The organism is Vibrio sp. 10N.286.48.B8, from assembly GCF_003050085.1.
GTDB classification, from domain to species: Bacteria; Pseudomonadota; Gammaproteobacteria; order Enterobacterales; family Vibrionaceae; genus Vibrio; species Vibrio crassostreae.
Genome location: NZ_PIGD01000015.1, coordinates 29,985 through 53,111, shown reverse-complemented (window position 1 = coordinate 53,111; position 23,127 = coordinate 29,985). Strand labels below are relative to the sequence as shown.

11 protein-coding genes are annotated in these 23,127 nt (G+C 46.8%); 4 read left to right on the top strand and 7 right to left on the bottom strand.

What is annotated here, in order from left to right:
• Positions 1–17: 17 nt before the first annotated feature.
• The 4 genes from CWO08_RS16840 to CWO08_RS24385 are packed head-to-tail and all read right to left on the bottom strand — an operon-like array spanning position 18 to position 16,028.
• Positions 18–5,951, bottom strand: coding sequence for a beta-ketoacyl synthase N-terminal-like domain-containing protein (locus tag CWO08_RS16840; RefSeq protein WP_108020808.1), 5,934 nt, complete (start codon positions 5,949–5,951; stop codon positions 18–20).
• Positions 5,948–7,996, bottom strand: coding sequence for a PfaB family protein (locus CWO08_RS16835; protein ID WP_108020807.1), 2,049 nt, complete (start codon positions 7,994–7,996; stop codon positions 5,948–5,950). The genes CWO08_RS16840 and CWO08_RS16835 overlap by 4 nt, the downstream gene beginning before the upstream one ends.
• Complete coding sequence (locus CWO08_RS16830) at positions 7,996–15,837, bottom strand: type I polyketide synthase (RefSeq protein WP_108020806.1); 7,842 nt, start codon at positions 15,835–15,837, stop codon at positions 7,996–7,998. Before CWO08_RS16830 ends, CWO08_RS16835 begins: the two co-directional genes overlap by 1 nt.
• Positions 15,837–16,028, bottom strand: coding sequence for a hypothetical protein (locus CWO08_RS24385; protein ID WP_081090155.1), 192 nt, complete (start codon positions 16,026–16,028; stop codon positions 15,837–15,839). Before CWO08_RS24385 ends, CWO08_RS16830 begins: the two co-directional genes overlap by 1 nt.
• A 527-nt stretch (positions 16,029–16,555) precedes the next feature.
• Here CWO08_RS24385 and CWO08_RS16820 point away from each other — a divergent pair.
• Positions 16,556–17,383 (top strand): 4'-phosphopantetheinyl transferase superfamily protein, encoded by an 828-nt coding sequence (locus CWO08_RS16820; RefSeq protein WP_107899292.1) that lies wholly within the window; start codon positions 16,556–16,558, stop codon positions 17,381–17,383.
• Between the two features lie 20 nt (positions 17,384–17,403).
• On the opposite strand, the gene CWO08_RS16815 is transcribed toward CWO08_RS16820, so the two are convergent.
• Entirely contained in the window at positions 17,404–17,811 is a 408-nt protein-coding gene (locus tag CWO08_RS16815) for a thioesterase family protein (RefSeq protein WP_048661480.1), read from the bottom strand.
• A gap of 356 nt (positions 17,812–18,167) precedes the next feature.
• Here CWO08_RS16815 and CWO08_RS16810 point away from each other — a divergent pair, with 356 nt between their 5' ends.
• The 3 genes from CWO08_RS16810 (at position 18,168) to CWO08_RS16800 (ending at position 21,347) form a co-directional block, all read left to right on the top strand.
• Positions 18,168–19,163, top strand: coding sequence for a TRAP transporter substrate-binding protein (locus CWO08_RS16810; protein ID WP_016788636.1), 996 nt, complete (start codon positions 18,168–18,170; stop codon positions 19,161–19,163).
• 64 nt (positions 19,164–19,227) lie between these two features.
• A complete protein-coding gene (locus CWO08_RS16805; RefSeq protein WP_048607896.1) occupies positions 19,228–19,983 on the top strand; it encodes a TRAP transporter small permease in 756 nt (251 codons plus the stop codon).
• Positions 19,984–19,985: 2 nt separating this feature from the next.
• The gene (locus CWO08_RS16800; RefSeq protein WP_108020805.1) at positions 19,986–21,347 is read left to right on the top strand and encodes a TRAP transporter large permease; all 1,362 of its coding nucleotides are present in this window, start codon (positions 19,986–19,988) and stop codon (positions 21,345–21,347) included.
• A 74-nt stretch (positions 21,348–21,421) separates the two neighbouring features.
• Here CWO08_RS16800 and CWO08_RS16795 read toward each other — a convergent pair whose 3' ends face one another.
• Positions 21,422–21,604, bottom strand: coding sequence for a hypothetical protein (locus CWO08_RS16795; protein WP_108020804.1), 183 nt, complete (start codon positions 21,602–21,604; stop codon positions 21,422–21,424).
• 155 nt (positions 21,605–21,759) lie between these two features.
• Positions 21,760–23,106: a sigma-54 dependent transcriptional regulator gene (locus CWO08_RS16790; RefSeq protein WP_048664260.1), complete on the bottom strand. Its 1,347-nt coding sequence runs from the start codon at positions 23,104–23,106 to the stop codon at positions 21,760–21,762.
• Positions 23,107–23,127: the final 21 nt, after the last annotated feature.

Genomic DNA, 23,127 nt, shown 5'->3' with positions numbered 1-23,127 from the left:
CTGTCACTAATGGCGGCTTATGCTTTCTTGATACCAGAAGCTTTATCGGTAGCAGGGGCTTCTTCGATACAAATCGCGATGTCTTTCACTTCGTAAATACGTAGACCATCTTTGCTCAGGTTTGCGTCGCCAACGATGATACGTTTGCCGTCTTCGTCTTTAATCGCAGTGATGTGTACATCCAGAGACATTTGCTTGTTCAGAGGGTTAATCTGACCACGGTATTTCCACTTCACTTCAGATTGGATTTGACCAAATTTCGGATTGCGGAAGCCAGCGCCAAGATCTTTGTTTAGCGCGTAGGTTTGCATCAGTTCGATGATCGCTTCGACACCTAGAGAACCAGGCATTACCGGATCTTGATGGAAGTGGAACTGGAAGAACCAATCGCTTGGGTCAATCGTACGCTCAGCGTATAGGTAACCTAGACCGTCTTTACCACCATCGCTTGTGATCTGCACAGTATCGATAAAGTTCAAACGACCGCCAGCCAGTTGGTAGTGCTCTTGCACTTCGCCAGTGGCAGAAACAGGTGCATTGAAGTAACGCGTCGTTTTGTCTAGCAGATTGATGTTTACATCCGGCGTGCGGTTGTTATCAACGTGCCAAGGGTGAGTCACTTTACCGTTGTCCAAACCAAGTTGGTCTTTCAGTGCTGCGCCTTTGAAGTAACCAAATACCGCTGTACCTTGGTAGAAAGGCACGCCGTCAGTACTCAGTTCGAAGCTGAAGCTCTGTACGATGTTGGTGCCCATCATTACGGTTGAAAGCAGACGAGAATCGTTGGTGATCGTTTTGCCACGCAAGTCGACGTTACGCAGCATTTTGCCGCTACCATCTAGGTTACGGAAAAACAGTTCTTCACCTGGGAAGCCCAGTGTTGTACCCATGTAGCCAGAGATAAAGCCGTTTGGCTGCAGTGAAATCTCCATCAATACTGAATAAGGCATCAAGGTATGGTGGCTGTTTTCATCAAAGTACCATGCATTTTCTGGCACTTCGTATTCAGCGATACACGATGAAGGTTTCTTGAAGTCGCCACGCTTGCCGTCGATCTCAACGACACGAGTGGTTAACTGCAAGTCGCCACACGGAGTACGTGGTGGAATCATGCCACGGTAAATAGAGAAGTCAGGGCCGAAACATTTCTCGATATCACCAGTCGCGAATTCGAACATGTGATAAGGCGTGAACGGAACCGTATCGGGTGTTCGGTTCGGGTAATCTGGAGTCACCGGAGCTTCAACGTGTTGAAGTGGAATCACACCTTTGTTTGGCGCAGTTTCTAGGTCTTCAATTTGAGCCATAAGTGGCGCATTTGCTGAAGCTTGTTGGTTCACTGCTGGTGTATGGCCCAAGCTTTTATGGTCCAAGTTTTCGATAACAGGGGTCGCGACAGCTGTTTCTAAAGAAGGTAGGTAACGAGTACATTCGTCGTCTTCTTTGATCATCACACCCAAGTTTTGGAAATCAACAATCACTTTGCCGTTCAGTAAAATATCGATGTTAGCTTTCGCGTATGGGCGAGGGCTTAGACTAATCTCGGTCACTTCCATGCGGTAAGTCAGCTCTGCCGATTGTGGGAGAACTTGACCACGACAGCGTACTTGTTGAGGCGCATTTTCAAGCGGTTGGAAACGACCATTTTGAACAAGCGTATGCATGCCAAGGTGCATCATGAAGAATTGAAGCAGTTGACCACAACCTTCTGCCATCAAAGAGCCAGCCATTACTGAATCATCTTTGAAGTGACAAGGGAAGTACCAGTGCTCAGGTTCTAGCTGCTTGTGACCTTCAATCAGCCCAAGTCCCCATGTGCCGCCTTGCGGTTCAACACGGCTGACCTTTTCGATCATCATGAACTTCTCTGAGCTGAAGCATAGAGAAGGCTGGTGGCGATCAGATTGGTGAGTTGGACCAAAACACTCTGCAATGTTTGCAGTCAGTAGGTGGCGCAGTTCTTGGTGGTTAAACTGGGTTTTAGGACAATGCAACATAGGGTCGAAGCGTTGCTTAGTTGCCAGCTTACGAGCCTTGATTTCATCTTCAGTGTGAATCACACCTTTGCCATCGGCTAGCTCTTCATCAGTAAAGAAGCCTGCACAACCGTTATCCATTTTCAGGATCATCTTGTCGCCAACGAAACATTCGTACGAGAAGAAGAACAGTAGCGTGTCGCCATTGCGAGCAAAGCTGTTGATTGAGATGTCGTAACGCAGCGTATCGCCACCACGAGGCAAGTCGCCAAGGAAGGTCAGCGTACAATCAAGCAGGCGATAAACACGCTCGCCTTTGTTTTCAAAATCAATGCCTAAGTAGCTGATCAGCATTAAGTCACACTGACCAGATTCAACTGCAACAGCCCAAGGGATCTGACCATCAACAAGATACGGCGCATCAACTGGGATGTCGTATTCGGTGGTCATTGTGCTTGGTTTGTACTCGTTCATTGTCGCGTTGAGCTTAGTGACACGAGATACCAGTAGGTAGTCGGTGGTTGGCAAACGAACGCGGCGCGAGTAGCTATCGATGATCGCGTAGTCAGGGCCAAATACGTTGGCGATGTCGCCTTCCGCGTACTCAACCAGATCATCGTAATCCCAGATACATGGTTTACGGATAGGTTTTACTGGTGCAGGTGTCGCAAGTGCGTTTACTGGCGCTGACTGAACCTGAGTTGGTTGAGCTTGAACAGGCTGAGTTGATGTTTCGGCTGAGCTATCTAAACCAGACGTCACTGCGTTTAGCTGTGCTTTTAATAGCGCATCAGCCATCTGCATGCCTTGGGCACGTGTGTGCAGGAATGCTTTGTGTACTTGCTGTGCTGCTTGCTGGTTTTGAGCAAAAGCTTGGTTGTGTGGTGTTACAGACGGCTGTAATGTCGCGTCGATTTGAGACGCGCCATTTTTAGCGGATAGGACATGAGTCATATTGCTGTGGTTACCTGTTAGCTGACTGTGGCGAGTTGGCGCCAGAGTAGGGGATACTGATTTAGGAGTTTCGATGACTGGCTCTGCCGCGTTCTGCGCTAATGCCTTCTTCTCTAACTCTTTTTGCGCAAGGGCTGCTTGAATGCTTGCTGTCGTTGGAATCGACGCCACTCTTGCTGCTTGTTTACCAGAAGCTTTCTGTTGAATATGCGCTAGGTTAGCGATTGGTGTCTCTGCGATGTGTTGATAAATATCGCGACCACCAAGAGTCACTTGTTTAACCAATTGACGCTTAGCATCACTCGCCAGTTCACTGCTTAAACGAACGGACAGTGATTGAGATTCAACACTCGACTGGCTTAGTAGCAGCTGTGAACATTGTCCTTCGCTGATGTTGGCAACAATCGCGTTCTTAGAACTGACATTCGGATTCAGAGACTCAAGGTTCAGGTTGAGCAGACTGTGTAGCAGGCTTGCCATACCAGAAGCTGCAGAGCAATGACCAACACGCTGACTCGCTTGAGTCGTCTTTGTGTTCGCGAAACTTAGAGACGAAGACTGATGTAATGAAGATTCAGGTGCATGGTTAAGCTCAAGCAGATAAACATCGTTTGAGCTCATACCGACTTGAGTCAGTAACTCATCAGCAACGGCGTTGTTATTCTCGCTTGAACCAAACGCCAATGCGTTGATGCTGCCGTAAGCCGCATCTTGGTTGCTCGCCACTCGACTCTCTTCAACAAGAACAATTGCACCTGCGCCTTCGCCCACATTCCAACTGCCGTCTTGCGGTTGTCCGAATTTTGGAGCAAGTGACACTGGGGTCACGCTGTTCTTCAGAATCACATGTTCTGCACTGCCGCTTAGGTCAACGGCTGCAATTACAACGGCGTCCATTGATTCTTGCGACATTAAGTTTTGCGCGACATCGATACAACGAGCAACCGACTGTTCAGCGGCTGAAATCGTAAAGGCAGGGCCGTTAAAGTCCCACAATGAAGAGATACGCGAAGCCATGATATTGCCGATGAAACTGGTGTATTGGTTCAGTTTGGCTGCGTCCATCACACTGTCCATCGCGATGGTTTCTAGCGATTGGTATTCGTCTTGTGTTAGCTCAATACCCATGTTGGCAAAGCTGTCAGCCAGTTGGCTATGCAGGTTTACGCGTCCACGGAATTGGTGCATCTCAAGCTCAGTTTCCATTGCGACGAGTACAGCAACCTTTTGACCAGCAACAAGCTTGGCATCTTTGATCGCTTCGTCTGCAACTTTCATCAGTAGCAACTGCTGAGAGATCAAACGGTCATCTTCATTTGGCGGCACTTTGAAGCGAAGGAAGTCGAGATCGAACTGATCGATGTAGGCTCCGTTTGGAATACCGTGTAAACCAAACTGACTCAGTAGTTCTGGATGTTGGTCTAAGCCTTTCCAGCGTTTCTTAGGTAAAGCAATGAAAGCATCGTTGTTGGTCTCAATCGCAGTGCTTAGCGCGTTGATGCTTTGCAGAGAACCAAAGTGAGACGCTAGACCTGTAATGCTTAAATTAGACGGTTGTAGGCTTGGAGAAGCCGACTCTTGAGTCTGGTTTACATGACGAGTGTCTGAATACGCTTCAAGCAATAAGTGAGCGTTACAACCACCGAAACCAAAGACAGAAACACCCGAACATCGCTCTGAGTTGCCCGCTTTACTTGGCCAAGGTTGAACCTGTGTTGGTAGCGTCTGTGGGCCAAATAAACCTTCAGGCGACGATAGTGGTTTGTCCAGATTAATACTTGGAGGAAGCACGCCTTCTTTCATCGCAAAGATCATCTTCATGATCCCTGGCATACCTGCCGCAGTCAGTAAGTGACCGAGGTTTGACTTCGCAGAGCCAATCAATGGCGGGTTAGAACCATTCAATTTCTCAGTAAAGAATCGTTCCATTGAGGTTAACTCAACCTTGTCACCTAATGGTGTTCCAGTTGCGTGACACTCAATCACTTCGATGCTGTCTGGTGTTAGATTTGATGCCTCGTAAGCGCGTTCAAAGGCTTGTACTTGTCCTTTGCTGTTTGGGCTTAATACGAACTGGCCACGGCCATCGTTCGACAAGCCAATACCGCTGACGACTGCGTAGATATTGTCGCCATCATGCTCTGCATCAGCCAAACGTTTTAGCACTAAAACACCGGCACCTTCGCCAGCAAACAGACCTTTACTATTGCTATCAAACGGAACCGACACACCGTGATCAGGGTAAGCGTGGAAGATGGAAAAACCCATGTTGATAAAGAATGGGTCAGCACCGGATACCGCGCCTGCTAACATCATGTCGGCCTTGCCTGTGTTTAAGTAATCACACGCTAACTTCAATGAATACACGGAACTTGCACATGCCGCATCTAGGCTAAGTTGCACGTTGCCCAAACCTAGCGCATCAGCCACTAACTTAGAGGCGTTGTGTGCCGCTGCACCATTGATCGGATTGAGGTCTTGCGCGGTTTCATTGGTTGGTAGCAGTGAAAACTGGTCATTAGCCAATTTATCTTTAAGTGCTTTTTCGACCACTGAGTGATACATCGGCAGAAACAAATCGTTTGAACGTGTAGTTGGGAACGAAAGGGCACCCATGATCACGCCTGTACGCTCTAAAATATCGGCATTCAGATCAATACCTGCGTCGACTAACGCCTTACGGCTGGTATCTAACGCCCAAAGGAAACTCTGGTCGACACCCTTGAACGATTCCGCTGTTAAGCGGTAGCCATTGCTGTCGAAATTGAAGTTTTCGATGTAGCCGCCTTTATCACAGTAAAAGCGGTCTGATTCGCCTTGCACACCCTGATAGCTTTCAGGTTTAGCACCTAATTTTTCAGCGCTTAATGTGGTTCGAGAATCTTTTTTGTTTAGCAAGTTTTGCCAAAAATCTTTTGGCGTATCAGCTTCGGGGTATTGGTTGGCAATACCGACAATCGCGATCTTATTGCACTTCACTTGCTGCTTAGTCTTGGCTTGAGCCTGATATTGAGAACTCATACTAGCTCTCCTTGATGATTCACTGCGCTGCCTTGAGACACACCACGTAATTGCTTAGCGGCGGTGATCTGTTGTTCTAGCCCTTGAATAAGTGGCTCGACAGACAGTGGAATTTGATGAGTGATGAGCTGACCAATGCACTTGATGAGCGTGACAACATCGTCACCACCCTTGGCATTAGAAGCGATTGAGCAGTACTGGTCGGCTAGGTTTTCGCTGCGGTTGATCTTGTCGATCAATGTGCTAGTTTGACGATCGGCACCTACTTCGACAAACAGACGAGCACCTTGTTGACGAGCACTCTGGATCAACGCGGTGAAATCCAGCGTTGAACAGAAAGTATCGGCAATCGAAAGGGCGATGCTGTCGCTGTCTATATTGATTGGTGCGCCAGTCGGTAGACCTGCTGCGCTGATAAAGCGGATATGCTTTGGCAATTCGTCGAACAGTGGTTGCGTGTAAAACTCACGCACTTGGCTATGTTGGCTCAATGCTGGTGTAGTGTGCATTGCGGTAACACGATTCGCGGCAATGCCACGTTTACCCAGTTTCTTAAGCAATGCACGACAGGTGCTTTCACAACCTGCCAGTACACAAGTGTCACCTTGGATGATAGCGAGATAAGCGCGTGGGAACTTTGGTAACAGAGCCTCAATCGCTTGCGCATCACTGCGAACCACAAAGCTATTCCATTGGATGCTTTCGTCACCGTTCAGCTGCCAATCTTGACGTACTGCGGTGAGTTCGCCAGAAATAGCCGTAGTGAAGATAGGACTGGTTTGAGTCATCTCAATTAGCGCATGTGGGTTTTTCCAAACATTTAAGCTAGCCCACATGGATGCTTCACCTTTGGAGTAACCCAAAGCGAAATCTGGCTGCACTTTAAATTCATCACATAGCAGTTGTGTTAACAGATAACTACTGCCCACACCTGCAATAGCCAGCTCACTGAGCGACATTTCTTGCGAGTCTTCAGCGTAGGTTTTGTCAGCCTGCAGCATCTCTTTCAAGTTACCTTCTCGTTCTAAGCGAGCAAATAACTGTGGGAAATGGTGATAAAATTCACGCAACATACCGGGATAAACCGTGCCAACACCAGGGTAAACAAATGCAACGCCACCTTTGCTTTGAGGCTTCGGTGAGAAACAACTGCCCGCTGGAGTCTTGTATTGACTATTGTCAGCCATTACTTTTGGAAACGCATTTTCTATCGCTGTGATCTCTTGTAGTGCAGCCTCAATTGAAGCTGCTTGAATCACGATGTTCGCGCCACGGTCAACATTGTGTTGAACGCTTTGGAAGTGACTTAGGTTTGAATGCATCAAGCTTGCGATAGCAAGTTCACTGTCTGCCGATTCGCTAACACATTTAAGCTCAGTTCTTAGTGAAGCTAGCTGAGAAACCAATTCAGCTTGGTCATTGCCAGAAACCACAAACATTAAACGCTCGCTGGATAGCAGGGGCTTTGGCTCTTGCAAACCGGTCGCTTGAGTCAATATCAGGCTGGTGGATTGTTGGCTATCGTCATTGAAGGTCAATGACGCAACACGAGCTTTGTTTGGCTCAGTGAACCAGTAATAGTTAGGTAATGAATGGCTCGGTAATGAACGGCTCGATATCGCATTAACCATATTCAACAATTGACCAAACTGCTGCGAAACAGATAGTGAAGAGTATTGCTGTTGATGGCTTAGATCTGTAGCGGGGCGGCGAGCAATATCCAGAGCAAGCTGAACGCTATCTCCGGTAGTTGTATCTACAAAACCCGCTAGATAAGCGTGTGGATGAATCTTGTTTTGAGCAGCCGTCAACGCACTCAACATCAACAATGATGGTGAGTGAGAATCCAAACAAAGCTTAACAGCACTGCCTTGATTGACTGCCTCAATCGCTTGAGTAAGTGCTTGATTAAAATTGCCATCAACCACAACAGTCATCATTTCTGGAAGCGAAGATGATAAGTCGGCAGAAAGCTCAGCCGCGTTTGCTGGCTGAGCTAAAAGAGCGATGCGCAATGGCATCGCTTTATTAGTAGGAACAGTCACTATGACAATTGCTCCTTTTCTGCGTTCTTATTAGACTCTTTCTTCGATACTGTTGAGCTAGACTTCGGCAAAAATGCGTCATTTAAACTCTTGCTGATGGTGACTTTGGCACCTTTCATTACTGTGCTTAAACGACCATCTTGATGGTAAAGCGAGATATCAGCTTGCAGTGAACGAGCCGTGCTTTTTATCACGCTCAGTTCTAGCCAACCTTGGTCACCATTGTGCATCGGTGCGTAACAAATAAACTCACCAATTGCAGACGGTAGGCTTGCCGCGCCGTATTTCAATCGAGCCCATACCAGCATTGCTTGCAGTAAATAATCTTCAGCAAATGGCTGGCTATCACCAAAACCTTGCTTAGGAATAAATGATCCGCAGTCGCTGTTTTCAATCTGAGGCAACTGGCATTGAGCCAATAAGCCTAAGTCGTCAAAGCGCTCGACTGAAGTAATACCTTGCAATCTTGGTCCGTGAAACAGAGTGCCATCACTGTATAGAGCTTGCGCCGTTGTTACTGGTGTTGAAGAGTTAGCTTCAAAGCGTTTTGTCGACGCTTGTTGAACATCTTCAGACACTTGCACAGAGGCAACTTGCAACTGAGCTTGATACTGTGGTCGTCCTTGGCAACTGATCACTGCTTTTAGCTGATCTTTTGATTTAGCATCAGAAGAAAGAACCAGTTTTAGCTCTTGCACTTCATCAGTATCAAAAATCACACCCTTAAGCAGTTTGTAGTTGTGAACGCTAACGTTCACCCCTAACAGTTGCTCCGCCACTTCACGCATCCATTGGATGGCACACACTGTCGGTAACACGGGGTTACCGGCAATGCAGTGATCTTGAATGAAAGGCAATGCTTTAGGATCAAGATGACGTGTCACAGTAATGCTTGTATTCAGCGGACTCTCTGCAAGATGCACAGACTCCGCATTAAGCTTTTTTACAGCAGCTTCCTTGTTGTCAGAACCTTGCATGCTCGTACCAACCAGCAGTTGAATGCCAGTTTCGTTCAGTAGTTGAGAGCTAAACAGTTCTGCACCTGCCTGAAGAGGAATTACGTACACACCACGCTCTGTAAACATACGTTTCAGTGCTGCGTTTACCATGCCGCCGTCCCACGGTCCCCAGTTGAAGCTCATTACTTTCGCTTGAGGGTTACGCGCAGACAGTTGTAGAGCCGCTTTGTTTAGGATCTCGTTAGACATCGAGTAATCGCTTTGGCCTGTGTTTCCATAGAAACCCGCCGCCGAAGAGAACATCGCAATCAGTTTTAACTTGCCGCTATCAAGACCACCAAGAACCGCTTCTAGTCCACCCACTTTGGTGCCGTAAACCATGTTCAGTTCATCAAGCGTTTTGTCTTGAATGTGTTTGTCAGCCAATACACCTGCGCCGTGGATTAGCCCCGTGATGCCGTCGAAATTCGCCAGTGTTTTCGCTACAGACTCATGGTTCGATACATCTAGGCTTAGGTATTCAGCGCTCGCGCCAATCTCGTTGAAAGCGGCAAGTGCTGCGTTGATTTCAAGGCTGCTCAATACCGGTTTTAGCAAGGCATCAACTTTTTTCGGTGTTGGTTTGTCACCTGTTGCTTGTAGGTGAGCGATAGCCGCTGGTTTTAGCTCTTTCTCTTGCTTGCCCTGTGCCCACTGAGGTAGCTCAGCTGAAGTAATATGCTTACTACGACCTGCAAGAATGAAATGAGATTTACATTGCTTAGCAAGCGTCAGTGCACATTCAAACGTCACGCCTTTAGCGCCACCAGTTACCAGAACTTTATCGCTCTTGGTGAGTTGAGCGCCTGTGTTTTTAGTTTGTGCAGCACCTGGTGTTGCAGCAATCAATGTTGCACGACCAGATTCACCGTTTTCCGCATGGCTAAGGCCGATTTCAACCGTGTTGGTATCGATATCGAACAGTTCGCCTGTGATAGCTTCAGCAAGGTGACGAGCATCAATCGAAGCGTCAGCATCCAATGCACGGCAGAACACGTTTGACCATTCATGGCTCAGTGTCTTAGTGAGACCAGACAACGCGGCTTGGTTAAGTTCTGCATTCGCTAGTTGCTTAGTATCTAGGTAACCAAAGCCACCATCGATACGGCTTAGCGTGAAGAACACGCTGCGACCAGAAACAGCATTCAGTTGGCCATTTAGGTGCTTCGCGAACAAGAACGCTGTGGTTAGCGAAGCTCTTGAGTCTGCATTCAAGTTAACCGCTTGCTCGTTGCTTTGTTTAGCATCAACGATAGCTTGTAGGTGAATGAAGCCAGCAATCACTTTGTTCGACGTTTTAAGGTCTACTTCGATGTCGTTAATAACCGCAGTCACACCAGCATCATCGACGCTGTTGAGCGTGTAGCTTGCGATTTCACTGTTTAAAGGTGACGCGGCAGAAAGAGCACTACGCACTACAGCAACTTGAATGCCGTTAGCGGTCAACTTTTCTGCTAGAACACCGGCGTTGTGACCATCATCTGTGATCACGACACAAGCATCTTTTGAGAAACAATCGACGAGTTTATCTGCCGCTGGTAGCTTTTTTAGCGCTACCTCATTGTGTGGAGGAAGTTCCGCTGTCGCTGTTTCTACGATAGGCGTTACTGATTCAGCTTTTGGAGTCGCTACGGGTGCAGCAGCGGATAGCTTACTTTGCATGTAGGTAACGATTTCACCAAGCGTACGACACTCAGCTAAGTCTTCAGGGTTTAGCTCCGGCAGCGTTGGTAGCTGGTCTTGAACCGTACCTAGAATCTCAACGCGTTTGATTGAGTCGATGCCAAGGTCTGCTTCCATGTCCATCGCTAGGTCGAGCATTTCTGCTGGGTAGCCTGTTTTGTCGGCAACCACTTCCATCATTGTGGATTGAACATGCGCAGGGTTTAGGTCGTTGCTCGTGCTTTCTGCGGCGGCTGTAGCTGCTACTGTCGCAGTTGCTGCGTTAGGAGCTAACTTGCTGTTCATGTAGTCAACGATTTCGCCAAGAGTACGACACTCAGCCAGGTCTTCAGGATTCAGCTCTGGTAATGTTGGTAGCTGGTCTTGAACCGTACCAAGGATCTCAACACGTTTGATTGAGTCGATGCCAAGGTCAGCTTCCATGTCCATTGCTAGGTCGAGCATTTCTGTTGGGTAGCCCGTTTTATCAGCTACTACGCTCAACATTGTGCTTTGAACTTGTTCTGCGCTTAAACCGTTTGATACTGCTTGCGCTGGTGCAGATACTTGAGCCACTACTGGAGCAGAAGCTGGAAGCTTACTGTTCATGTAGTCTACGATTTCGCCAAGAGTGCGACACTCAGCGAGGTCCTCAGGGTTTAGCTCTGGAAGAGTCGGTAGCTCGTCTTGAACCGTACCTAGGATTTCAACACGTTTGATTGAATCGATACCAAGGTCAGCTTCCATATCCATTGCTAGGTCTAGCATTTCAGTCGGGTAGCCCGTCTTCTCTGCCACTACTTCTAACATGGTTTTTTGAACGACAGCCGCATCTAGACCGCTGTTAGCTGCTGCTGGCGCACCTACTTCCGTTTGTACTGCAACTGGTGCAGAAGCTGGGAGCTTGCTGTTCATGTAAGCAACAATTTCGCCAAGAGTGCGACACTCAGCTAAATCTTCAGGGTTTAGCTCTGGAAGAGTAGGCAGTTCATCTTGAACCGTACCAAGAATCTCAACACGTTTAATTGAGTCGATACCAAGGTCTGCTTCCATATCCATTTCTAGATCAAGCATTTCCGTTGGGTAACCGGTCTTCTCAGCAACCACTTCTAGCATGGTTTGTTGAACGACTTTTGCATCAAGACCGTTAGCAGCTTGAACAGGAGCAGTTGCGCTTGGTTGTGCTGCCACAGGCGCTGATGCTGGCATCTTGCTGTTCATGTAGGTAACGATTTCACCAAGAGTACGACATTCAGCTAAATCTTCAGGGTTCAGCTCTGGTAGGTTCGGCATTTCGTCTTGAACGGTACCAAGGATCTCTACGCGCTTGATTGAGTCGATACCAAGGTCTGCTTCCATGTCCATTTCTAGATCAAGCATTTCCGTTGGGTAACCCGTTTTCTCAGCGACCACTTCTAGCATCACTTTTTCAGCATCGGCTGATTGTACTGCCACTGGTGCAGCCACAGGAGCCGGTTGCGCTTTAACTGGCACAGGTTGAGCTGCAACAGGCGCTGCCGCTTGAGCCGCTACTTGTGGTGTAGGAACGGCTTTCTGTACTGGAGCTTGCTGAGCTGCTGTCTTTTGAAGCGGTGCAGCTTGAACTGGCGCAGCTTGTACAGGAGCAGCTTGTACTTGAGCTACAGGCTGTTGGACGATAGCTGCTGGAGTAGTTGGAGCTTGAATCACTGGTTGAGCATTTACTGGCGCAACGAAGGTTGGTTGTGCCGTTTGTACTGAACCTTGCGTCAGCATATTAAGTGCTGAGTTGTTGCTGTGCGCTTGCATTTCTAGGTAATGAGCGTGAGCTTTTAGCGTTTCAGTTTGGTGCTGGTGGAACATTTCCATAGAACGCTGTAGGTTATCAGGAATTGCTACGCCTGCTGTTGCCATTTTCGCTTGCTCAGACATTAGGGTGTTGAATGTGTCACCGTATTGCTGAGGAATCGCCAAGAATTGCTGATGTACTTCTGCTGCTTGTTGTTGAGCATTGAAGAACGATTGCAGTGAAGATTCATCAACGGTTACTTGAGCTGCTGGCTGAATAGTTGCTGGGGCAGTTTGAACCACTTGTGATTGTGGAGCAGCTGTTGCTACTTGTGCACTTGGTGCTGGAGCAGTTGACTGTTGTACATTTGAAGCTTGAGGAGCAGCCACAGGTACTTCAACGATTTCTGTTTTAATCACTTCTTTTTCCACGATTTTCTCGACTTCAACTTTCACTTCAACAATCTCAGTCTTTTCGGTGACGTTGCCCGAAGCCAATGATTGATCCATTTTCTTACGAGTAGCAGGGCTGATGTAGTTGGTTGCATTCAGCTTGATGTTCATTGGTGATGCCTTCGCAGGTTCAGCAATGTCAGCTTGGTAAGGGTCAATGTTGTCTAATGAAACACCTGCCACGCATAGTTGAACTGCAGCTAAACGAAGCTGTTGGTCACTGTCGCCTTTAGGGCTTGGGTTGATACTGATTGCGTAAAGCTCTTCGTTCTTATTAGCCAATGTTTTCTCAACCAGCTTTTGAAGAATGTTTTTCGGACCGAACTCAACGAATACGCGCGCGCCTGCTTCATACATCGCTTCAATTTGCTCGCTAAAACGAACCGATTGCAGCATGTGTTGCTTGAACGCTTTCTTGATCGCTTTCGCGTCTTTGCTGTGCAACTTGCCCGTTGCATTTGAGTAAAGCGGCAGTGTTGGAGCGCTGAATGAAGCTTTATCAATTGCAGAAGCAAATGGTTTTTGAGCGTGAGCAACAAGCGGTGTGTGGAAAGCGCCAGAAACTGGCAGAGCAATCGCTTTGAAGCCTTGCTCAGTTAGCGCTTGTGCTGCTTGTTGAACCGTCGCAGTTGGACCTGCAATAACCAGTTGAGTCGGAGCGTTGTAGTTAGCAATACTCACGCCTTCAAATTGGCTGATGCAGCTTTCAACAGCTGGAAGTTTGTCTGCATCTAGGATGACTGCAAACATAGTACCGCTGTCGCCTTGTTCAGGTGTCGCTGCCATCGCATCGCCACGAGCGAAAGCTAGCTGGTAGTAATCGTCTTGCGAGATAACACCCGATGCACATAGTGCACTTAGTTCACCAAAGCTGTGGCCTGCCACCATGTCTGCTTTGAAGCCAGCTTGAGTCATGATGTCGAACTGACCCATAGACACAGTACCAATCGCACTTTGCGCGTTGGCCGTGTTGGTTAACACAGCTTCTTGAGCTTTGGTTGCTTCTGGTGTGAAGGTTGGAATTGGGAACAGAATTTGCGACAGAGCCGTTTTCTTGTGCTGACCAAATACCTGATCCGCTTGAGCAAGCTGTTGACGCATCTCTGGGTAATGACAAGCAAGCTCGCGACTCATGTTGAGGTATTGCGAACCTTGACCTGCAAATAGTGCTGCCACTTTACCTGCACCATTTTCTGCAATCAGTGCCGACTCACGGTAGCTAGTACCGTTTGGCATCTGCCAATGTGTTTTGGTTTGGCTCTCAAGCATAGAAACCGCTTGAGTCAGTTGCGCTTGAAGGTCTGATTGGTCAGTGACAACTAAACCAAGACGAGCGTGCTTAGCGTCTACTTCGCGCAGAGCGTGCTGCTCAGCAAGCGCTTCTAGTTTGAATGCCGCATCTGCAGCTTGAGTTGAAACCTGCTTGAGCTCATTGATCAGTGCTTGACGAGATTCCGCGCTGAATAACAGAGTTTGCGGTACTTGGCGTTGACGGTATTTGTCACCGCGAACGTGTTCTGGTGTGTACTCTTCTAATACAACGTGGAAGTTAGTGCCACCAAAACCAAATGAGCTGATACCTGCACGGCGTGGTGTGCCGTCGACACGTTTCATCCAAGGACGCGTTTGTGTGTTTAGGTAGAACGGTGAGTTCTCGATATCCAACTTAGGATTCGGAGCCGATACGTTGATCGTTGGCGGCAGTACTTTGTGGTGTAGTGCTAATGCAGCTTTGATTAAACCTGCAGTACCCGCAGTTGATTTAGTGTGACCAATTTGAGATTTCACAGAGCCTAACGCAATGTGTTGCTTCTCTTCATTGTTCTCACTGAATACCGAGTTTAGGCCACCAAATTCAGCAACATCACCTGCTGCTGTACCTGTGCCGTGCGCTTCTAAAAGGCCAAGCGTGTGTGGTGCGAAACCAGCATCATCGTAAGCGCGTTTTAGTGCTTTTGCTTGTCCTTCAGGGCGAGGCGCGTAGATACTCTTGAACTTACCGTCCGAAGAAGAACCGACACCTTTAATCACTGAGTAGATTCTGTCGCCATCGCGCTCAGCATCTTCAAGACGCTTAAGAGCAACCATGCCGATGCCTTCACCAATCATCATCCCTTTTGAATCGATGTCGAAAGGTTGAATGGTTTCATTGGTGGTAAATGCAGGTGTTTTAGAGAAACTCATGTACATGGTTGGCGAGTTATCAGTACACACGCCACCAGTGATCATCATTTCACTGCGGCCTTCAACCAGCTCACTCAGAGCCATACGCATTGCGGCTAGAGAACCTGCACACGCAGCATCTACGACACAGTTGATCCCACCAAGGTCAAAGCGGTTAGCAATACGACCTGATATTACGTTACCCAATGAACCAGGGAATGAGTTCTCTTCCCAGTGGATATATTGGTCTTGGAATTTTTTGATCAGCATTTCGCTGTCGTCGTCGCTGATACCACTGCTCTTGAAGACTTTTTTCAAAACAGGGTATTGAAGACGTGCATTTAGGCTTTGAGCGATCTTCTGACCACCACCAACACCGAGCGTGATACCGATCTTATCGCGATCGTAGCCTTCAGGCAGTTTCGCATCTTCAAGTACTTCTTTTGCCACGATCAGAGAAAGCAGCTGTGACGTATCAGTCAGTTCAAGGATATTTGGCGGAAGACCGAACTCCATAGGGTTGAAGTCAACTTCTGGGATGAAACCACCGCGCTTACAGTAAGATTTGTCTGGCGTTGTACGATCTGAATCGTAGTAATCTTCTGGACGCCAGTGCGTATCAGGCACTTCGGTAATTGCATCGATCTTTTCGCTGATCAAATCCCAGAACTTGTTTAAGTAACGAGAGTTCGCAAACATGCTTGCCATTCCAACGATAGCAATAGGCATGTCTTTAAGACGTTTATTAAGTCGAGTGTCGTCGACTGATTCCGGGGTATTTTTTTCGGGTTGGCTCATTATGAGTCTCCACTTGAAATCACTGAGGGCGATGTCGTGTTTTGAGGCTGCGCTTTTAAAGCTATAGAAAGAAAATCTGAAACAGATTTAGGGAAGCGCAGCTGAAAATTCAGGTTGCTGAGTGGCGGCAACCAGATAGAAATTAGGCTTTCGAAGTGCGTTGACTTACGAGAGTAGGGGAGGTGTTTCATGCGCGACGGTGGCATTCAAATGTTGAGGCGATGTCCATTAAAATCCTGTTCAAAGTCTGACTAAACGACAAGTCGGTATCCGCAAAGAAAACGTGTGAATTTGTTTAATGGTTGAGCAGGCTACCCGAGGTGAGTGGTCGATACAATGCTCCCAGAGGCCACTATGATCTGTTCAGACCAGATGAATTTGGCATGGTTTTGATTTTTGTATTTTTAATTTAATTAACTTATTGATAATTAATGGGTATGAGTTGTTTTTTAGTGTTTTTGCTCTATATTTTGAGTTGGTGAGATCTATGTCATATTTTTGTAAGTAACATTTAATGGATGCCTCTTGTGCAAGGCTAAGTGTGATCTGTGTTTTAATTTGTTATTATTTGAAAAATTAGTTTTAAGTCCTCATATGAAGGGGGTTTCCCTCCCGTATTCTCTAGGTTCCACTTAATTCATAGGTGAGTTAAATTTGTTCGATTGGGTTGTTCCAATCGTGTTTTGAAGAGTGATTTATAGAAGTGAGTTCGAGTTAAATGAAAACTCCCGTTGTTGATTTGTGGCTATGTTCTCTGGGTAACTTGAATGACCAGCCAGATATTGTATCTCAGCTCAAAAAGAGACTGACGGCCGACGAGATAGCCAAAGTTGAGCGCTATCGAATGCCTTCATCTCAAATTCAGGCCCTGTATGTTCGCAACTACCTAAGAAAGGTGCTGTCTAGCTATTCTGATTTGATGCCTGAAGCGTGGTGCTTTGAATATGGTGAGAAAGGGAAGCCAAGATTAATTGAGAAACAACAAATAGAAACCGGCCTGAATTTCAATATCAGTCATAGCAAAGAACATTTGTTAGTCGCGGTTTGCCAGAGAGAAGGGAAGCGAGTTCAACTGGGTGTCGATATCGAACATGCAAGAAGCTCGACCAATATTGATTCGATCATGAAGCACTATTTTTCAGATAAGGAATTGGCGGATTTACTTAAACTTAGTAAAGAGCTGCAGAGAGAGCGCTTTTTCGATCTATGGGCGCTGAAGGAGTCGTATATCAAAGCGACGGGCAGGGGGCTAGCCACATCGTTGCGAAGCTTTTCGTTTGATTTCTCCAATCTGACGGAGCAAACATTGCCAATTCACCCTTCGAATTTTCAACCAAAGTTGCAGGATGAAATTAGATTTCATGGTGAAATCAGCATATACAGTGGAGTTGGGTTGGATGTTACTGAGCAAACCGATATTTCTACAGATTGGCAATGTTGCTTAGGGCGGTTGGATGAGCAGTATCGCTTTGCGGTTACGCTCGGCGGAAATTTGCTACCGATGCAGATAGAGATGAGAACCTTTCCATCATCTCATCTCTTTTAAGCTAGCTTGGTGAGGTGAAGTTAGCTCGTTTCGCCAAGCATCGCTTTTAATACTTCAGCGGGTACAGGCTGAAGTTGCTTGTCTTTATCAAGGCAGACCATTTCAATATCACCAATCACAGCAGGCTTAGTGGCATCTTTGCGCCACACTTCTTGTCGCCATAGCGTTTTGTATTTTCCATCGAGTTCAAAAGAGGTTCTGATATCGCAAATCTCAGCGAACTCAACCCCATCTTGGAAAGTCATGTTGGCTTTATACACCGCAAAACCTAATCCGTGCTCATTCCACAAGGTCGCCAGTTTATCGCTGCCCAAGACATGTTCGCGCGCACGCTCGAAGTATTTAAGAAAGTTAGGGTGATAAACCACACCTGAGTGATCGGTATCTTCATAGTAAATTTGTACTGGGTGATGGTAGACCTGACTCATTGGTAGCAACTCTTGGTAAGTAGTGGATCAGTAAATCTGACTAAGTTGTGCAGCACTTTACAGGATAGGTCGAAATTACTTCAAGGCATCATCGGTAATGTGGCTTTTGGTCAGACCTCATTCGGTCTTATTCATTACTAATACATTGGTCAGCTTCCACCCATTTACAAATATTCTATGTGTCATTTTCCACCCATTAACTCTTACCGCGAGTTCGCGGCTACTGCAGATAGAACTGATGAAGCCTTATGGTTAAAGGCTTGTTAATGGTTTGTGTTAATGTGGCGCGCTAATTGCCTTAGTGAAAGCACGCAGTTCCCATTGAAGGGCTGCTTTGTTTACTAAGGAGAATAATAATGTTTAAGCCTCTTACCCTGCTGTCTGTCTCTGCTCTGGCGCTCACAAGTTTTAATGCTGCTGCAAACTGTGATCCAGGTGAAATCGTGATTAAATTCAGTCATGTAACCAATACGGATAAGCACCCGAAAGGCATTGCCGCTTCTTTACTGGAAGAGCGAGTAAACACGGAAATGAATGGCAAAGCTTGTATGCAAGTTTTCCCTAACTCAACGCTTTACGATGATAATAAGGTACTGGAAGCCCTGTTAAATGGTGATGTTCAAATGGCGGCGCCATCGTTGTCTAAATTTGAGAAGTTCACTAAGAAATACCGCATTTTTGACCTTCCTTTCCTATTTGAAGACGTAGAAGCCGTTGACCGTTTCCAAAACTCAGAATCTGGCGAAAAACTGAAGAATGCGATGAAGCGTCGTGGCCTTCAAGGTCTAGCGTTTTGGCACAATGGCATGAAACAGATGTCGGCGAACAAACCTCTTATCAGCCCTGAAGATGCAAAAGGTTTGAAATTCCGTGTTCAAGCATCGGATGTATTGGTGGCTCAGTTTGAACAACTAGGCGCTAACCCACAGAAGATGTCTTTCAAAGAAGTGTACGGTGGCCTGCAAACTAAGGTTATCGATGGCCAAGAGAACACATGGTCAAACATTTACGGTAAGAAGTTCTTTGAAGTACAAGACGGCGTGACTGAAACCAATCACGGTATCTTGGATTACCTAGTTGTAACGTCAAACGACTTCTGGAAAGACCTACCTGAAGATGTACGCACACAGCTTGGCACTATCGTTCAAGAAGTGTCTGAGACGCGTAATGCAGAATCTTCAAAAGTTAACCTAGCGAACAAAAACAACATCATCGAAGCGGGTGGTGAGGTTCGTACACTTACGCCTGAACAGCGTGAAGCGTGGGTAGCTGCACTTCAACCAGTATGGAAGAAGTTTGAAAAAGACATCGGTTCAGACCTTATCGATGCAGCGTTAGCTTCAAACCAATAACACCGCTAAGGGAGTGGCGAGTATTCGTCACTCCTTATTAAAACAATTATAAGCGGAGTCAATTATGGAAAAGCCTCAAATGGAACAACCAAATTCTAGCGAATCAGCACTGGAAACCTCTCTTTTTTCCAAAGTCGGAAGAGTTACGGATGTGATTGAAGAGTCATTAATCGCATTTTTTCTTGGCGCAATGACGCTACTTACTTTTGCCAACGTGGTATTTCGATACGCATTTAATGACAACATCTTATGGGCACTGGAACTGACCGTGTTCATGTTTGCTTGGATGGTGTTAGTGGGCGCATCTTATGGCGTTAAAAAACATTTCCACATTGGTGTTGATGTGATTATCAACCTTGCCCCAGAAAAGCTACGCAAAGTGTATGCGCTCATCGCCGTGACAAGCTGCCTAGCATTTTCAATCTTACTTCTTATCGGTTCTTGGAATTATTGGTACCCATTCGCGACCGATCGCGCATGGTACGAGACCGACGATATTCCAATGCCAGAGATGCTTCAGTTTCTTGCTGACTGGCTGAATGAAGGCGAGCGATACGAGAAACTGCCACGTTTTATTCCTTATATGGCGCTGCCGATTGGTATGGCAATGCTGACGTTTCGTTTTGCTCAAGTTGCTTACCAAGTCGTCACAGGCAAGCTTGACCGCATGATTGCAGGACACGAAGCCGAAGAAGAGCTGGATGCATTGAAAGCGGACGTGCTAGCGGGCTCTGACGAAGATGCAACAGCGGTATTGAATTCGACTCCGCAGAACAAAGCGAATGAGTCGAGTACAAAATCTAACGGTAAGGAAGACTAATCATGGCAATGTTATTTCTATTTTTAATGGTAATTGCTTTCATGTTGGTCGGTGTACCAATTGCAATTTCCCTCGGTTTATCGAGCGTAATATTCTTATTGATGCATTCAGATGCGTCATTAGCTTCAGTCGCACAAACGCTGTTTAATGCTTTTGCAGGCCACTACACACTCTTAGCGATTCCTTTCTTTATCTTGGCCTCTAGCTTTATGTCTACTGGTGGCGTGGCGAAACGTATTATCCGTTTTGCTATCGCGATGGTGGGTTGGTTCCGCGGCGGCTTGGCGATGGCGTCGGTTGTGGCATGTATGATGTTCGCAGCCCTTTCTGGTTCATCTCCTGCAACGGTAGTGGCGATCGGTAGTATCGTTATCGCAGGTATGATCAAAAACGGCTACTCAAAAGAGTTCGCGGCAGGGGTTATCTGTAACGCGGGTACCTTGGGTATCTTGATTCCACCGTCCATCGTGATGGTGGTATACGCGGCGGCGACCGATGTATCGGTAGGTCGTATGTTCTTAGGTGGCGTGATCCCTGGCCTGTTGGCGGGTGTGATGCTGATGATTGCTATCTACATTGCGGCACGTATTAAGAAGATTCCGGCACAGCCGTTTGTGGGTTGGGGCGAGATGTTCGCAGCAGCGAAAGATGCGAGTTGGGGCTTGCTACTGATTGTCATCATTCTGGGTGGTATCTACGGCGGAATCTTTACACCAACAGAAGCGGCGGCTGTTGCAGCGGTTTATGCCTTCTTTATAGCCAACTTTATCTATAAAGATATGGGACCTTTCGCTGACAAGAGTAATACCAAGCCTGCGCTGGTGAAAGTGTTCCAAACCTTTTGTCACAGAGACACCAAAGACACGCTCTATGATGCGGGTAAGCTGACTATCATGCTGCTGTTTATCATTGCCAACGCATTGATTCTTAAGCATGTACTGACCGAAGAACGCATCCCTCAAATGATCACTGAGTCTATGCTTTCTGCTGGCTTAGGACCGATCACCTTCTTGATTGTGGTGAATGTTCTACTCTTGATTGGTGGGCAGTTCATGGAGCCATCAGGTTTGCTGATCATCGTAGCGCCGTTGGTATTCCCAATTGCCATTGCACTCGGTATCGACCCAATTCACTTAGGTATCATGATGGTGGTGAACATGGAGATAGGGATGATAACGCCGCCTGTCGGGCTCAATTTGTTTGTGACCGCAGGTGTCGCGAAGATGTCGATGATGAACGTGGTAAAAGCCGCACTGCCTTGGGTAGGCGTAATGTTCTTGTTCTTGATTATCGTCACTTACGTGCCTTGGGTGTCAACATGGTTACCAACCACCTTGATGGGGCCGGAGATCATTACCAAGTAGTTGGCGGTTTAGATACACGGCTAGTCTAACGAACGGTTTCATTCTCAATGTAAATAACAGCGATAGATGAAGAGTTATACTTTTTCATCTATCGCTTTCTTTTTCCCGCGCCGTAAAGTACCGCTTATGCGTCTGTCATAGCCTTTCCAGCGCAGTTTTTTCTTTCTTCGATCGCGCCCAGATCTTCTTTCTACTTCATAATGGTCATCAATACGCACTGTATCTACAATGACAGGAATGGTCGTTTTTTCGTTCATATGCAACTTATCCTTAAAGTCGACATATGAATTATGGAAGATGAATCTTATCTCTGCCAGTTTCGATAGACATTCAGATCAAGTTGCGCTTTGCGTTTTGTTTCGTTGTTGATTCTTTTATTTCGTAGCTTAATTTTCACTTCAAAATCTATTGTTTACTTAAAATTATCTTTGTCGATTTGATAGCGTTGCATTTTGTCGTAAAGCGTTTTTCTTGGGACATTTAATTGAGACATGGTTAATTTTATACTCCCTTCATTCTCAATCAACGCGCGCTCGATCACTGCTTTTTCGAACTCTGACACTTGGTCCGATAGGCTAATACTGGCGTCTGAATGGATCTCTGAGTTCGCACCATCCCCCAATTGAGCTAGTTTTCCGAGTAAGATGAAGCGTTCAGCGCTGTTACGTAGCTCACGTACATTCCCTGGCCAATCATGAGCCAAAAGTGCGTGCAGTTCCTTTTGTGGAAGGGCTGGGGCTGTCTTGCCATAACGCGCCGCAGCAACCAGTAAGAAGTGATGGAACAGGGCTGGGATGTCTTCTTGTCTGCTTCTTAACGGCGGCAAGTCTAAGGTCACAACGTTAAGTCGATAATAGAGATCTTGGCGGAAAGTGCCTTCTTCAGCGGCTTTCTTTAAGTCGACTTTAGTGGCCGCAATCACTCGAATGTCCAGAGGGACTAAACCATTAGAGCCAACCCTTTCGATGACTCGCTCTTGCAAGACGCGCAACAGGCGAATTTGTGCTTGCATCGGCATGGACTCAATTTCATCTAAGAATAGAGTTCCGCCTTGAGCAAATTCAAATTTACCCACTCGCTTGCTTTCTGCGCCAGTGAATGCGCCTTTTTCATGGCCGTACAGTTCACTCTCAATCAGGTTTTCAGGGACAGCGCCGCAGTTGACCGCGACGAAGTTTTGTTCTCGTCTGCTGCTTTGTTCATGTAGAGAACGTGCAACTAATTCTTTGCCTGTGCCAGTTTCGCCAAATAACAAAATATCGGCGTTGGTGTCGGCAACGTGAGTGATGATAGACCGCAGTTCTGTCATTGATTGTGTGTCACCAATGATCCTTGGGCCAAGCGCTTGGCTGGCCTTGAGTGAACGTTTTAACTCAAGGTTCTCGAGGGTTAGTTGACGTTTTTCTATCGCTCGCTTGGTGGTTTCGATTAGGCGCTCATTGGCGAACGGCTTTTCGATGAAGTCATAGGCGCCGTATTGGATTGCTTGAACGGCCATCGAAATATCGCCGTGACCAGTAATCATAATTACGGGGATCTCTTTGTCTTTGTGCATCACGGTGTTGAGCAGATCATGCCCAGACAGACCCGGTAAACAGATATCAGTGATGATCACGTGAGGTAAGCCGTTTTCTTGAATCGCGAGCAGAGCTGACTCCGCATCGGGAAAGAATTCGGCATCAATGTCGGCGAGCTCGAAGCTCTGTTCAATCGCCATTCTTAGATCGGATTCATCATCAATGAAATAGACGTGACACATAGTGATTCCTTTACTTCTTTG

Coding starts and splice junctions, on each gene's coding strand:
- CWO08_RS16830 (WP_108020806.1), bottom strand. CDS start 15,837: ATGAGCCAACCCGAAAAAAATACCCCGGAATCAGTCGACGACACTCGA.
- CWO08_RS16790 (WP_048664260.1), bottom strand. CDS start 23,106: ATGTGTCACGTCTATTTCATTGATGATGAATCCGATCTAAGAATGGCG.
- CWO08_RS16795 (WP_108020804.1), bottom strand. CDS start 21,604: ATGAACGAAAAAACGACCATTCCTGTCATTGTAGATACAGTGCGTATT.
- CWO08_RS16810 (WP_016788636.1), top strand. CDS start 18,168: ATGTTTAAGCCTCTTACCCTGCTGTCTGTCTCTGCTCTGGCGCTCACA.
- CWO08_RS16815 (WP_048661480.1), bottom strand. CDS start 17,811: ATGAGTCAGGTCTACCATCACCCAGTACAAATTTACTATGAAGATACC.
- CWO08_RS16800 (WP_108020805.1), top strand. CDS start 19,986: ATGGCAATGTTATTTCTATTTTTAATGGTAATTGCTTTCATGTTGGTC.
- CWO08_RS24385 (WP_081090155.1), bottom strand. CDS start 16,028: ATGAAACACCTCCCCTACTCTCGTAAGTCAACGCACTTCGAAAGCCTA.
- CWO08_RS16840 (WP_108020808.1), bottom strand. CDS start 5,951: ATGAGTTCTCAATATCAGGCTCAAGCCAAGACTAAGCAGCAAGTGAAG.
- CWO08_RS16820 (WP_107899292.1), top strand. CDS start 16,556: ATGAAAACTCCCGTTGTTGATTTGTGGCTATGTTCTCTGGGTAACTTG.
- CWO08_RS16805 (WP_048607896.1), top strand. CDS start 19,228: ATGGAAAAGCCTCAAATGGAACAACCAAATTCTAGCGAATCAGCACTG.